General features: G+C 68.5%; 11 protein-coding genes. 4 read left to right on the top strand and 7 right to left on the bottom strand.

Going from position 1 to position 14,182, the window contains the following annotated elements:
* Positions 1–128 precede the first annotated feature (128 nt).
* The 5 genes from ruvX to MJQ72_RS03270 all read right to left on the bottom strand — a co-directional run bounded on the left by ruvX (position 129) and on the right by MJQ72_RS03270 (position 6,276).
* Entirely contained in the window at positions 129–632 is a 504-nt protein-coding gene (gene ruvX, locus MJQ72_RS03250) for a Holliday junction resolvase RuvX (protein ID WP_043848020.1), read from the bottom strand.
* Complete coding sequence (alaS, locus tag MJQ72_RS03255; RefSeq protein ID WP_240597509.1) at positions 625–3,288, bottom strand: alanine--tRNA ligase; 2,664 nt, start codon at positions 3,286–3,288, stop codon at positions 625–627. Before alaS ends, ruvX begins: the two co-directional genes overlap by 8 nt.
* 100 nt (positions 3,289–3,388) lie before the next feature.
* Entirely contained in the window at positions 3,389–3,697 is a 309-nt protein-coding gene (locus tag MJQ72_RS03260; RefSeq protein WP_037343894.1) for a hypothetical protein, read from the bottom strand.
* Positions 3,694–4,092 (bottom strand): DUF948 domain-containing protein, encoded by a 399-nt coding sequence (locus MJQ72_RS03265; RefSeq protein WP_007031187.1) that lies wholly within the window; start codon positions 4,090–4,092, stop codon positions 3,694–3,696. The genes MJQ72_RS03260 and MJQ72_RS03265 overlap by 4 nt, the downstream gene beginning before the upstream one ends.
* Positions 4,093–4,176: 84 nt before the next feature.
* Complete coding sequence (locus MJQ72_RS03270; RefSeq protein WP_240597511.1) at positions 4,177–6,276, bottom strand: bifunctional polysaccharide deacetylase/glycosyltransferase family 2 protein; 2,100 nt, start codon at positions 6,274–6,276, stop codon at positions 4,177–4,179.
* A 47-nt stretch (positions 6,277–6,323) separates the two neighbouring features.
* On the opposite strand from MJQ72_RS03270, the gene MJQ72_RS03275 reads away from it, so the two are divergent.
* Positions 6,324–6,530, top strand: coding sequence for a hypothetical protein (locus tag MJQ72_RS03275; protein WP_240597512.1), 207 nt, complete (start codon positions 6,324–6,326; stop codon positions 6,528–6,530).
* Here MJQ72_RS03275 and MJQ72_RS03280 read toward each other — a convergent pair.
* Positions 6,514–6,867 carry a hypothetical protein gene (locus MJQ72_RS03280; protein ID WP_240597514.1) on the bottom strand — a complete coding sequence of 118 codons (354 nt, stop codon included), beginning with the start codon at positions 6,865–6,867 and terminating at the stop codon, positions 6,514–6,516. The genes MJQ72_RS03275 and MJQ72_RS03280 overlap by 17 nt on opposite strands.
* A gap of 154 nt (positions 6,868–7,021) precedes the next feature.
* On the opposite strand from MJQ72_RS03280, the gene MJQ72_RS03285 reads away from it, so the two are divergent.
* Positions 7,022–9,100 carry a phosphocholine-specific phospholipase C gene (locus tag MJQ72_RS03285; RefSeq protein WP_240597515.1) on the top strand — a complete coding sequence of 693 codons (2,079 nt, stop codon included), beginning with the start codon at positions 7,022–7,024 and terminating at the stop codon, positions 9,098–9,100.
* Between the two features lie 151 nt (positions 9,101–9,251).
* On the top strand, positions 9,252–9,944 hold the full coding sequence (locus MJQ72_RS03290; RefSeq protein ID WP_240597517.1) for a VOC family protein: 693 nt from the start codon (positions 9,252–9,254) through the stop codon (positions 9,942–9,944).
* An 18-nt stretch (positions 9,945–9,962) separates the two neighbouring features.
* Here MJQ72_RS03290 and MJQ72_RS03295 read toward each other — a convergent pair whose 3' ends face one another.
* Complete coding sequence (locus tag MJQ72_RS03295; RefSeq protein ID WP_240601243.1) at positions 9,963–11,267, bottom strand: MFS transporter; 1,305 nt, start codon at positions 11,265–11,267, stop codon at positions 9,963–9,965.
* A gap of 467 nt (positions 11,268–11,734) precedes the next feature.
* Between MJQ72_RS03295 and MJQ72_RS03300 the strand changes: the two genes are divergently transcribed.
* Positions 11,735–14,110: a chitinase C-terminal domain-containing protein gene (locus MJQ72_RS03300; protein ID WP_240597519.1), complete on the top strand. Its 2,376-nt coding sequence runs from the start codon at positions 11,735–11,737 to the stop codon at positions 14,108–14,110.
* Positions 14,111–14,182: the final 72 nt, after the last annotated feature.

Raw genomic sequence — 14,182 nt, forward strand, 5'->3', positions numbered from 1 at the left:
GTGCCGTCGTCCCGTCGGCTGGGGTTCGGGCCGCCGACGCGGCGGGACCGGTGGCGGGCTGGCCTCCTCAGGCTCCCGTAACCGTCGTCTACCGCCCTGACGGCGCTCGGGCCGGCCGTGGGGCTCGGTCATGTATCGCCCTTCCGTGCGCGATGTGCCGCTACCGCGTCGATCCACGCCTGCAGGATCTCGACCGCGGCCGCCTGATCGACGACGGCACGTTGCTTACGTCCCTTCACCCCACGCTGCGACAGCATCCTGGATGCCGTCACCGTGGTCAACCGCTCGTCGGCCAGTCGCACCGGCACCGGCGCGATCCTGGCGGCGAGCTTTCCGGCGTAGTCGAGCGCCGCTTCGGCCGCCGGGCCGTGACGGTCCTTGAGCGTCCTCGGCAAGCCGACGACGACCTCGACCACGTCGTGTTCCGTGACGAGTTCGACGAGCTGGTCGACGTCCTTGTCGCCCGCCGCGTCGCGAGTGAGGGTAACGAGCGGGCTCGCGAGGATGGGGTCGGGATCGCTGAGCGCGATCCCGACCCGGACGGATCCGACATCCACCCCGAGCCGCCTGCCGCGCCCCGGATCGGACTCCCCTGGCCGATCCGGGCGCCGCTGAGGGGCGTCGTCAGCCAACTTGGGCGACCGCCGCGCGCAGGGAGGCGATGGCCTGGTCGGCCCCGGCCGGGTTGGTGCCCCCGCCCTGGGCCATGTCCGGCTTGCCGCCGCCACGGCCGCCGATCGCCTCGGCGAACGACGGGACGAGCTTGCCCGCCGCGACGCCCTTGGCCTGCGCCGCCTTCGTGGTGGCGACGACGAAGGCGACCTTCTCGCCCTGCGGGGCGAACAGCGCGACGATGCCGGGCCGGTCGCCGAGCCTGCCGCGGATGTCCGAAGCGAGCGCGCGCAGACCGTTCGAGTCGACGCCTTCGCCGAGCTTCTGGGCGACGACCGCGATCCCGCCGATGTCCTCGGCCTTGTCCGCGAGCGAGCCCGCCGAGCCGAGCACCTGCTGGGTGCGCAGCTGCTCGATCTCCTTCTCCGCGTTCTTGAGCCGGGTGAGCACGTCGTCGATCCGCGACGGCAGCTGCTCCGAGGGCACCTTGAAGGTGTTCGCGAGCTGCGAGACGAGCAGCTGCTCCTTGCGGACGTACTTGAGCGCGTCCGTGCCGACGAGCGCCTCGACGCGGTGCACGCCGGAACCGATGGACGAGTCGCCCACCAGCTTCACCAGGCCGAGCTGGCCGATGCGGTCGACGTGGGTGCCACCGCAGAGTTCGCGGGAGTACTCGCCCATGTCGACGACGCGGACGTCGTTGCCGTACTTCTCGCCGAACAGCGCGACCGCGCCCAGTTCGAGGGCCTTGTCCTTCGTGGTGACGAAGGTGTTCACCTCGACGTTGGTCTGGAGGTAGTCGTTGACCTCCTCCTCGACCTCGGTGAGCACGTCGGCCGACACCCCGCCGGAAGTGGTGAAGTCGAAACGCATCCGGCCCGGCGAGTTCAGCGAACCGGCCTGTGCCGCGCGTTTGCCGTACGCGCCGCGCACGGCGGCGTGGACGAGGTGCGTCGCGGAGTGCGACCGCTCGATCGACAGGCGGCGGTGCTGGTCGACCGAACCGGTCAGCGAGCTGCCGATGCCGACCTCGCCGTCGAGCACCTCGACACGGTGCACGAACAGGCCCGGCACGATCTTCTGCACGTCGTGGACCTTGAGCTCGACGCCGTCGCCGAGCAGCACGCCGGTGTCGGCGACCTGGCCACCGCTTTCGGCGTAGAACGGCGTGCGGTCCAGGACCAGCTCCGCCTTCTTGCCCGCGCCGACGCTGGACACCGGAACGCCGTCTTCCAGCAGCGCGACGACCTTCGCCTCGGCCTGCAGGTCGGTGTAGCCGAGGAACTCGGTCTCACCGTTCCGCTCCAGCACCTTGCGGTACTCGGACAGGTCGCCGTGGCCGGTCTTGCGCGAGGCCGCGTCCGCCTTCGCGCGCTGCCGCTGCTCGTTCATGAGCGTGCGGAAGCCCTCTTCGTCGACGGTGAGGCCCTGCTCGGACGCCATCTCCAAGGTCAGGTCGATCGGGAAGCCGTACGTGTCGTGCAGCTGGAACGCCTTGTCCCCGGCCAGCAGCGAACCGCCGGACCGCTTGGTCTCCTCGGCCGCGAGGTCGAAGATGCGCGAACCGCTGGTGAGCGTGGAGAGGAAGGCCTCCTCCTCGACGCGCACGACGTCCTCGATGCGGTCGAAACCGGAGACCAGCTCGGGGTACGTCGGGCCCATCGTGTCGCGGACGACCGCGGCGAAGGCGGGCAGCACCGGCTCGTGCACGCCGAGCAGGCGCGCGGAGCGGATGATGCGGCGCAGCAGGCGGCGCAGCACGTAGCCGCGGCCGTCGTTGCCCGGGGTGACGCCGTCGCCGATGAGCAGCACACCGGTGCGGGCGTGGTCGGCGATGACACGGAAGCGGACGTCGTCGGTGTGGTCGGAGCCGTAGCGCCGGCCGGAGAACTCCTCGGCGCGGCCGATCACCGGGCGGACGAGGTCGGTCTCGTAGACGTTCTCGACGCCCTGCAGGATCGTCGCGACCCGCTCGACGCCCATGCCGGTGTCGATGTTCTTCTTCGGCAGCTCGCCGATCGGCTTGTGGCCGTGCTTCGGGCTCTTGTCGCCCCGCACGTCCTGCATGAAGACGAGGTTCCAGATCTCGATGTAGCGGTCCTCGTCGGCGACCGGGCCGCCCTCGCGGCCGTAGTCGGGGCCGCGGTCGTAGTAGATCTCCGAGCACGGGCCACCGGGGCCGGGCACGCCCATGTCCCAGTAGTTGTCCTTGCCGTCACGGGACTGGATCCGCTCGCCGGGCAGGCCGGTGAGCTTCTTCCACAGGCCCGCCGCCTCGGAGTCGTCCTCGTAGACGGTCGCCCAGATGCGGTTCGGGTCGAGGCCGTAGCCGCCTTCGCTCTGGGGCTTGGTGATCAGCTCCCAGGCCGCCTCAATGGCGCCTTCCTTGAAGTAGTCGCCGAAGGAGAAGTTCCCGGCCATCTGGAAGAACGTGTTGTGCCGGGTGGTCTTGCCGACCTCGTCGATGTCCGGCGTGCGGACGCATTTCTGGACGCTGGTCGCGCGCGGGTACGGCGGCGGGGCCTCGCCGAGGAAGTACGGCTTGAACTGGACCATGCCCGCGTTGACGAACAGCAGGTTCGGGTCGTCCAGGATCAGGGGCGCGCTGGGGACGCGGGTATGTCCCTTGTTCTCGAAATGGCTCAGAAAACGCTGGGTGATTTCGTGTGTTTCCACGGGATCGTCCTTGTATACGGGCTCGCGCGAAGGCGCGGGGAATGCGGACAGGCGAGAACGGCGAAGGGCTGGGGATCTTCCGGTCGCGGACGCGACCCGATCAGCCCTCCGCCCGGCGAGCTCGCCGGACCGGGCGCCGCGACTGCGCCGCGTGCCTGCCCTCGGTCACGGGGGCCGTGCTCAAGCCGGTCCGTTCGGACACCATGTCGTGCAACTCCTGTTCCCGTTCGCTCATCCCGGCGCGGACCTCCGCGCCGAACGAACCGACGGCGCCCGCGAGTTCCCGCACGGCGTCGCCCAGGTTCGAGGCTAACCCCGCCGGCGTGGCCTGGCGAGCGGTTTCCGTCGCTTTGCGTGACAAGGCGACGCCGGCGACCACGCCGACGCCGAGCCAGAACAGGCGCTTCATTTGCGGCCCCGCTTCTTCGCCGGGCGGGAGGCTTTCGCTTCCGCCTTCTTCCGGCGGGCCTTGATGGCCTTGCTGAGGCCGTAGGACAGTGCGGCCGTCTTCACCAGCGGGCCGCCGAGCGTCGCGGTGAACACCGACGACAGCGCGGACACGTTGCCGGAGACGGCCTGCGCGTTGGCGGTGATGCCGTCGACCCGCTCCAGCTGCGTGTTGACGTGCGTGATCGTCTCGTTCGCGCCGATCAGCAGCGGGTCGGTGTTCTCGTGCGCCTTGCGGATGGCGATCGTGGCCTCGTCCAGGGTCCGGCCGAGCTTGAACAGCACGATCGCCAGCAGCACGACGAGTACGACGAATGCTCCTGCGGCGATCAGCGCGGCGATCTGCCCTGCCGACACGGGCCCTCCTCAAGGGTCTGCGGTCTTGGTGCACGTGAGGTTACCGCGCAGGTGGCGTTCCGGCGGTGCCACCCCGCCGGACGGTCACTCAGCGTCCACAAGTGACCTCGGTGGAGCGCTCTGGCCGAGGCGATCGAGCTTGTGCCAGGGCAGCCGGGCCCCCGCCAGCGCCGTCATCACCGACTGGATGACCACGAGGTACATCAGCTGGCGGTAGACGAACTGTTGCAGGGGAAGGAAAAGCAGCGGGCGGAGCGATTCCCCGTCGAGCCGGAAGGCGATCACGCCCGGCACGAGCTGCAGCAGCAGGAACACCGACCAGTACAGCAAGGCCGTCTTCCAGTCCCCGGTCAGCACGCCGAAAAGGGCGGCGACGTCGACGAACGGCGCGAGCACGGGCAGTGCCACCTGGAACAGCAACAGATACGGGATGCCTCGGCGGCCGAGCCTGCCCGCCGCGCCCTTCGAGACGACGGCGCCCCGGTGCTTCCACACCGCCTGGAGCGTGCCGTAGCACCAGCGGTAGCGCTGTTTCCACAGCTGCCCCAGCGTCGCGGGCGCCTCGGTCCAGGCGCGGGCCTCCTGTTCGTAGACCACCCGCCAGCCGTCGCGCTCCAGCGCCATCGTGAGGTCGGTGTCCTCGGCGAGGGTGTCCTCGGGGACGCCGCCGAGCGCGAGCACCGCCGACCGGCGGAAGGCCCCGACCGCGCCGGGCACCGTCGGCATGCACTCGCCGACGTCGTACATCCGCCGGTCGAGATTGAAGCCGATGACGTACTCGATGTGCTGCCAGCGGCCGAGCAGCCCGCCGCGGTTGGCGACCTTGGCGTTGCCCGAGACCGCGCCGACGGACGGGTCCGCGAACGGCTGGATCACCGCGCCCACGGTGCCGGGTTCGAGCACGGTGTCGCCGTCGACCATGACCACCAGTTCGGTGCGGGCGGCGGCGAGGCCGGTGTTGAGCGCGGCCGGTTTGCCCGCGTTCCGTTGCCGGATCAGCGTGACCCGGCGCAGGGCGAGCCGCTCGACGACGTCGGCGGTGCCGTCGGTGGAGCCGTCGTCGACCACGATCACCCAGGTGGGATGGTGGTCGGAGGCGAGGATCGAGCGGATGGTCGCCTCGATCCCGGCGGCCTCGTTGTAGGCGGGGACGATCACGGTCACCGGTTCCCGCAGCGGCGGGCGCGAGGGCGCGGTCCTGCCCCGCCGGACGTGGATCGCAGTGGTGACCAGGACCAGGACGGTGCGCAGGAGGGCGAGCACACTCGCCGCGACGAGCAGCCAGCCCAGCGCCGTCGAGAGGGCCTCGCCCGTCTGGACGGCGGCGATCAGGAGCCAGCCGCCGAAGCGGGTGAGGCCGTCCACTCCGGCCGTGGTCCCGCTGAGCCCGGCGGCCCCGCTGACGGTGTCGAACCGCCAGCCCTTGGCCTTGAGCTCGGGGATCACGCGGTCGAGCGCGGCGAGGGTCTCCGAACGGTCGCCGCCCGCGTCGTGCAGGAGGACGACGGCGCCGTCGTCCGTCCGAGGGGTGATCGCGGCGGCGATGGCGTCGACGCCGGGCCGCCGCCAGTCCTGGGAGTCGAGTTCGGACAGCACGATCAGCCTGCCCTCGCCGCCGAGGCGGCTCGCCGCGCGCCAGCCCGCGTCGTCCACCGCGTCGGCGGTCGAGGAGTAGGGCGGCCGGACCAGTGAAGTCCCCGTCCCGGCGGCACCGGCGATGGCGAGGTCGGTGGCCCGGAGCTCGATCTGCGCCCGGACGTCCCCGGCCGAGCCGAGGTCGGTGTGGGTGGCGGTGTGGTTCCCGAGTTCGTGACCACGGTGGACGATGTCCGCCGTCAGCCTGGGATGACGCGTCACCTGCCCGCCGGTCACGAAGAACGTGGCGTGGACCCCGTGCCGGGCGAGGGCGTCGAGGATCCGTGGCGTCCACTCCGGATCGGGACCGTCGTCGAAGGTGAGCGCCACCGTCTTCGGCTGGAGCCGGGAAGTGACGGGCTCGGCTCCGCGGGAGTCGATGATCGGCCCGCCGTCGCGCACCGCGGCCGGGACCTCCGCCGCGGTGCGCGACGCGTGCGTACCGTCGGCGGCGAACCCGCCGCCGACCAGGGCGGTCAACCCCAGCAGGACGGTGACGGCGAACAGCAGGGTCGCCAGGAGCGCCCAATGCGCCTTGGGCGGCGGCAAACGCCGATGGTGGGACAAGTGGGTTTCCTCGGTGTCAGTGTCTGTCGGTGAACCCGCATCCGCGATCGACCTTTCGAATCCTTCTGCGGCTCCGGCAACCGGCTCAGTGCCCGTTGCCGGGAGGCGCGGTCCTCGTCTGTCCTGGCGGGACGTCGGGCGCGCGGCTGTTGCGGCGGTCGATACCCGGCGAGGAGGTGCTCGTGAGCCCCGGCGGCGTCGTCCTGGACGAGACCGGGTTCACCGGCGGGGCCTGACCGGCGCTCGTGTCCACCGGCTCACCCTCGGTGGCGGGCGAATCGGCCGGGTCGGCCCGGGTGGACGTGGGCCGGGGCCGGCGGAAGTCGTCTCGGGCGGCGGTTCGGTGGTCGCCGAGGGCGCGGGCGCCGGAGCGGGGATCAGCGCGGAAGGCAGGGTCGGCGCCCCGAAAAGCGCGGCGGTGAGGAGGATCCCATAGCCGACGACGACCGCGCAGGCACCGATCGCGATCCGCCGGACGACGGTGCGGCGACGGCCGCTGGGGTCGACGAACACCGGTCTCGCGGGGTCTCCCGCGCTCTCGTTTTCGTTGTGATGATCAGGAAACACGGCCATCCAGGGGTTCGTACGGGCGGCATACTCTAAACACAGGGATCGCCGGAGACCAAGCCCGCGACGACGGATCGACGCGGTGTCACCACCCGGCTACGACTCCGAGTCGACCTGTTCGGTTCTTGTGACGTTCATGTTCCTGGGACAAGGTTCCGGCATGCCTGAACTGTCACGCCGTACGTTGCTGGGCGTCACCGGCGCCGCGGCCGCCACCACGCTTCTCCCGCCGTCCGTGCACGCCGCCATGGCCGAACCCATGCGCCGGGGCGGACTCGACGCCATCGAGCACGTGATCGTGCTGATGCAGGAGAACCGGTCGTTCGATCACTACTACGGCAGCCTGCGCGGTGTCCGCGGTTTCTCCGATCCGCGTCCGCTCGAACTGCCGTCGGGGAGATCGGTGTTCGAGCAGCCGAATCCCGCCGGCGGCACGGTGCTGCCGTTCTCGGTGCGCAAGGCGGCCGAACTCGCCGGCCGGAAACCGGACGACATCCAGTACCTCGGCGACCTCGACCACAGCTGGAACGGCAGCGGCAAGGCGTGGGCGCGCGGCTGGAACAACGGCTGGATCGCGGCGAAGACGCCGGCGACCATGACCTACTACGAGCGCCGCGACATCGCGCTCCAGTACGAACTCGCGGACACCTTCACCATCTGCGACGCCTACCACTGCTCGATCTTCGGCTCCACCAACCCGAACCGGAACTTCCTGTGGACCGGGACCACCGGGTTCGAACCGGGCAGCACGACGAACCGCGCAGTCACGAACGCGGCGTACTCCTACGACCACAAGGGCTACGACTGGACGACGTACCCGGAACGCCTCGAAGCCGCCGGGGTGCCGTGGCGGATCTACCAGGAGTGGGACAACTTCACCGACAACGCGGTCGAGTACTTCGTGCCGTTCAAGAAGGTCGGCACGAAGATCCTCGCCTCGGTCGAGGAGAAGTTCCGCACCACCGAGGAGTTCTACGACGCGTTGCCCAAGAAGACCGCCGAGGAGCGCGCCAAGCTGCTGGCGCAGTTCGACGCCGGCGTCGCCAAGCTGACGCCCGCCGAGCGGAGTCTGTTCGAGAAGGCCATGTACCGCAGCGAGCCGGAGACGCTGGTGACCCGGCTGAAGGCGGACATCCAGGCGCGGCGCCTGCCCGCGGTGAGTTGGCTGGTGCCGTCCGCGAAGGACTCCGAGCACCCTGGCGCGTCCACTCCGGTCGGCAGCGCGAACCTGATCTACCGCGTGCTCGACGCCCTGGCGTCCGACCGTGAGACGTGGTCCAAAACGGTGCTGCTGATCAATTTCGACGAGAACGACGGCTACTTCGACCACGTCCCGCCGCCGATGCCGCCCGGGAACGCGGCCAACGACGCCGACCACTTCAACGGCCAGCCGCTCGGCTTCGGCCCGCGCGTGCCGATGACGGTCGTCTCGCCGTGGTCGATCGGCGGCCACGTCGACTCCACCGTGTACGACCACACCTCGGTGCTGCGGTTCCTCGAACGCTGGACCGGGATCGCCGAGCCGAACATCAGCAAGTGGCGGCGGACCGTCGCGGGCGATCTCACCGGCGCCTTCGACTTCTCGCGCGCGGGACGTCAGCCGCGGGTGAACCGGCCCGGCCCGGTGCCCGCGCCGATCAGCCGCTGGCGGCCGTCCGCCCCGGCGGAGCAGAGCCTGCCCGTGGCCGAGCCCGGCAACCGGCCGTCGCGTCCGCTGCCGTACCAGGTTTCGGTGTCCGGCGCGGTGGACAAGTCGGGGAATCTGGCGCTCTCGCTGGCGAACAGCGGCTCTTCTTCGGCGCATTTCGCGCTGTACCCGTACAAGGGCGAGTTCGCCGAGCCCGCGCACCGCGACGTGCGCGGCGAGGCGCCGGAACTCGTGCGGCTAGCCGGTGACGAATACCGCGTCGTCGTCCAGGGGCCGAATCGGTCGTGGTGGGAATTTCGCGGGAACCGTCGCGGGGCCGCCGCGGGTGTCGACGTCCGGACGCGGTTCCTGACGTGGCGCTCGGGCGTCGAGTTCAAGCTGTCCAACTCGGGCACTTCGGCACTGACGCTGCGGCTGTCTTCTTCGCGCTTCACGCGTGTCGTGCGGGTCGGGGCGGGGCGTTCGGTCACGGTGGACTGGCCGGTTTCGGGCGGCTGGTACGACGCTCGCGTGACGGCGGACGGGGACCCGTCGTTCCTGCGGACGCTGACCGCGCGGGTGGAGAACGGACGGCCCGGCGTCTCCTGCTGACGGTCCCGAAGACGTGACTCGCGTGATCGGGCACCGCACGCCTGAGTGCGCCGTCCGATCACGCGAGTTACGCGTTTGATCACGCGAGTCACGTCTTTGATCACGCGTTAATCGAGTTGCGTGCCGGGCGCCGCTGTTCCTAGCGTCGCTTATGGCCGCCACCCTGCACGCGCTCCGTATCGCCGCGCACGATCCGCACGCCCTCGAACGGTTCTGGTCCGGACTGCTCGGCCGGGCGATCGAGGACATAGGTTTCCGGCTGAGTTTCGTGCGAAGCGACGAACCGAAGACCCGCCAGAACCAGATGCATTTCGACCTGACGAGTGAGTCGCTAGAGGACCAGCGGCGCACGGTCGCGACGGCACTGGAACTCGGCGGACGGCACATCGACATCGGCCAGCTTCCCGAAGAGCAGCACGTCGTGCTCGCCGACCCCGAGGGCAACGAGTTCTGCGTCATCGAGCCGGGCAACGACTTCCTCGCCGAATGCGGTTTCGTCGGCGCCATCACGAGCGACGGTTCACAGGAAGTCGGCTACTTCTGGAGCGAGGCGCTCGGCTGGCCGCTCGTGTGGGACCAGGACCAGGAGACCGCGATCCGGTCGCCGCACGGTGGCCCGAAGATCACCTGGGGCGGTCCGCCGTTCACGCCGAAGACCGGACCGAACCGGCTGCGTTTCGTTATGACCGGACCGCTTTCCGAGGTCGAGCGGCTGGTTTCGCTCGGCGCCGCCCGGCTCGGCACCGGCCGCGAGGGACAGGTGGAGATGGCGGATCCCGACGGGAACGAGTTTTCCTTCGTGGTGTTCGGCGGTACCGGCGGCACACAGGATGCGTCGTGCTGAAACCACGCCCCTCCGGCATCAGGTGGCGTCGGACGCCGCGAGATTCCGGACCGAGTGCAGAGCCAGTGGCAGAAGCGCGACCACGAAGTAGATGATCCCTCCCAATATCACGACCCGTGGCATCCCCGCTGCCGACGCGATGGGCACTACGGCCAGTTGCCCGACCGGTATGGCCACATAGGAGCCGAAGTCGTCGTATGAGGTCACCCTGGAGATCAGGGTGTTCGGGATGTTCCGTTGGCGCACTGTGTCCCAGACGATGCCGAAGAACGCGGAGCCCAGCCCGGAGACGAAGGTCGCGGTAGCCAGCAGGACGAGGTTCGAGCCGGCGCCGAGCATGACGAGCGGGATCGCCGTCGCCGACATCGCGATCAGGCCTGTCAGGAGCAGCCGCCGGACCGCGATCTTGATCATCGCCAAGCCGGCGATCACCAGTCCTGCCGCCTTCACGCTGACGACCAGGCCCCAGCCTGTCGCGCCGATCGTCGTCAAGGCCATGGCGGGGCCGAGTACCTGCCAGACGCCCATCTGAATCGCGTTCAGAAACATAAAAGCGAGGGTGATCGACGAGATCCACGGCGTCGAACTGAAATAGGACCATCCCTCACAGAGGTCTCGCAGCAGGTTGGCGGAGGCCGACTTCGCCTTCGTCGGCAGGACGACGCAGGTCAGGCACGCCGCGGCGACGAGAAAAGACGCGGCGTCCAGCGCAATCGCCCATCCACCGCCCGCGACCGCGACGAGAACACCGGCCACGGAAGGGCCCAGGACGCGGGCCGTGTTCCGGGAGGCGCTGAGCATCGAGTTCGCTTTTTGAATATTCGCACTGCCGACAAGCTGTGGAACGATGCCTTGCATCGCCGGGCTGATGAAGGCCTGCAACGTGCCGTTGACGAGTGCCAGGACTATCAGGAACAGCGGATCCTGTTTCGTAAGCACGCAGAACGCGACACAGGCTTGGGAGAGCCCGGCCCCGACGTTGGTGATCCGCAGTACTACGTCACGTCGCCAACGGTCGGCCACGCTGCCACCGACGAGGACGAACACAATCTCCGGCACCATCGCGGCGGCCAGGACGAAGCCGAGATACTCCGGACTGGATGTTGTTTCCAGTACGGCGAAGGCAAGCGCTACCGGCGTCATGGAACTTCCGAGCACCGACACGACCCTGCCGACGAAGAACCACCGAAAGGGGCGTGCGCTCAGCGGCCCATCGACCTGACTTCGGAACCTTGGATCAGTGCCCGAGGTGCTCGCCATCGCCACCCCTTCTTCGATGCCACCTTGACTTCCGGAATTCAGGTCCGACGAGATGAATACCATGATCACGGCCAGGGGATGCCCTGGCCGGACCGGCGAGCAAGACAACAAACCTAGACGAGGCTAAAACAGACAATCTGACCACGGTAAAGGGATTGCCGATTCTTCTCATCTTCGAACAAATGGATGCAGACCGGAATTTCCGGCATTTACGCGCAGGGGCCAAGGATTTTCCGCGTCGACACCATGGTTACCGCGCGAGGTTTGGTCGTGCACACGCGCGCCGAAGGACACGGGGTCATAGCACTCAAGGGATATGGCCGACAGTATGGCCATGCACGAACCCTGTTGCGTGGCCTGACTTACCGAACCGGCGCCCCACTCCTCGACGAAGACCGGACCTGACGGACCACAGGTACGCTCCGCCGTACGACACAGGATGGAAATTGGTCTACACCTATTGACGCGCGCCAGGTCGGCGGCTCAAGCTGCTGTGACCGAGGGCCATCTTCCACTGTCGGAGGTTCGGCGTGCCAAGGAGAACCAGGAAACTACTCCCCCTGCTGGCGTCACTCATCACGCTGGCCGGACTCATGATCGTCGTCATCAGCCCGACCACGTCGAGCGCGGCAGGCCACGAGGACTGCCGTCCCGACGGGCTGTACCGGACACCCGGCGTCGACACCCCCTACTGCACCGTCTACGACACGAACGGCCGGGAATCCCTGGGAGAAGGGCATTCCCGCCGCGTGATCGGCTACTTCACCAGCTGGCGCACCGGAAAGAACGGCGCGCCCGCGTATCTGGCGAGCAATATCCCGTGGACCAAGGTCACCCACCTCAACTACGCGTTCGCGCATGTCGACGCGCAGAACAAGGTGTCGGTCGGCGCCGCGGGCCCGAACAACGAGTCCATCGGCATGGAATGGCCGGGCGTGCCCGACGCCGAGATGGATCCCTCGTTGCCCTACAAGGGACATTTCAATCTGCTGAACAAGTACAAGAAGCAGTACCCGAACGTGAAGTCGCTGATCTCGATCGGTGGCTGGGCCGAGACCGGCGGTTTCCTCAACCCGGACGGCACGCGCAACGCGTCGGGCGGTTTCTACAAGATGACGCAAAGCCAAGCGAGTATCGACACCTTCGCGGATTCCGTCGTGAAGTTCCTGCGCGACTACGGATTCAACGGCGCGGACATCGACTACGAGTACGCGACGTCGGCGAACTACGCCGGTAACCCGGACGACTACTGGATCGCGCAGGCGAACCGCGGCACCCTCTGGGCAGGCTACGAGAACCTGATGCGCACGCTGCGCCACAAGATCGACCAGGCCGGCGCCGCCGACGGAAAGCACTACCTGCTGACCGCGGCCGTCCCCGCGTCCGGCTGGCTGCTGCGCGGCCAGGAGGTCTACGGCGTCACGCAGTATCTCGACTACGCCAACATGATGAGCTACGACCTGCACGGCGCGTGGAACCAGTTCGCCGGGCCGAACGCCGCGCTCTACGACAACGGCAAGGACGCCGAACTCGCGCACTGGCAGGTGTACACGACACCGCAATACGACGGGCAGGGCTACCTCAACACCGACTGGGCGTATCACTACTTCCGCGGCGCCATGCAGGCCGGCCGGATCAACATCGGCGTCGGGTTCTACACCCGCGGCTGGCAAGGCGTGTCCGGCGGGACCAACGGTTTGTGGGGCACCGCTCCACTGCCGGACCAGAAACAGTGTCCACCGGGAACCGGATCCCATGTCGGCTCGACGGTGCCGTGCGGCAACGGCGCGATCGGCATCGACAACCTCTGGCACGACATGAGCCTGACGGGCGCCGAGGTACCGGCGGGCGCGAACCCCATGTGGCACGCGAAAAACCTCGAGAACGAGATCACCCCGGACTACCTGGAGAAGTACGGGCTGGATCCGAAGAACAACCCGAAGGACCGGCTCTCCGGCTCCTACAACAGGTTCTACGACAACACGATGGTGACGCCGTGGCTGTGGAACAACGACAAGAAGGTGTTCCTGTCCACTGAGGACGAAGAGTCGCTCGCCACGAAGGCCAAGTACGTGGCCGACAAGGGCATCGGCGGCATCATGATCTGGGAGCTGGCGGGCGACTACGCCTTCGACAGTGCCAAGGGCCAGTACTTCATGGGCGACACGCTGATCACGAAGATCAACGACGGCCTGCGCGGCGCCGCCCCGTACGGCAACGCCAAGTCGCCGCGTCCCGCGCCTTCGTCGGTGCTGAACGCGCATGTCAACCTGACCGGTTTCGCGCTGGGCGACGCGAACTACCCGATCACCCCGCGGATGCGCATCACCAACAATTCGACCACCACCATCCCCGGTGGGACGAAGATCGAGTTCGACTACGGCACGAGCGCGCCCGGCAGCATGTCCGACCAGTCCGGCTTCGGGCTGACGGTCACGAGCAAGGGCCACAGCGGGCCCAACGTCGGCGGGATGAAGGGAGACTTCCAGCATGTCGCGGTGACCGTGCCCAGCTGGCAGACCATCGCCCCGGGCGCCACGATCGAGATCCGGCTGAACTACTACATGCCGATCGCGTCGCCGTCGAACTTCACGTTCACCTTCGGCGGGACGACGTACGCGATCGCGTCGGACAACCCGCGTGGTGGCGGCGCCCCGCCGACGACCACGACCACACCGACGACGGGAACCACGACCACGACCAGTCCGACGACCACGACCAGGACGACCACCACCACCCCGACGACGACCACGTCGGTGCCGTCGGATGCCTGGAAGCCGGGTGTCGACTACGCCACCGGCGCCAGGGTGACCTACAACGGCACGGCGTACGTGTGCCGGCAGGGCCACCGGTCGCTGTCCGGCTGGGAGCCGCCGAACGTGCCCGCCCTCTGGGCACCCGCCTGACAGACCCCGGCAGCGCGCGAAGGCTCGTGAGTGGCGAGGACGGTTAGAACCGTCCTCGCCACTCACGAGCCC

The sequence above is a fragment of the Amycolatopsis sp. EV170708-02-1 genome, from assembly GCF_022479115.1.
GTDB lineage: Bacteria > Actinomycetota > Actinomycetes > Mycobacteriales > Pseudonocardiaceae > Amycolatopsis.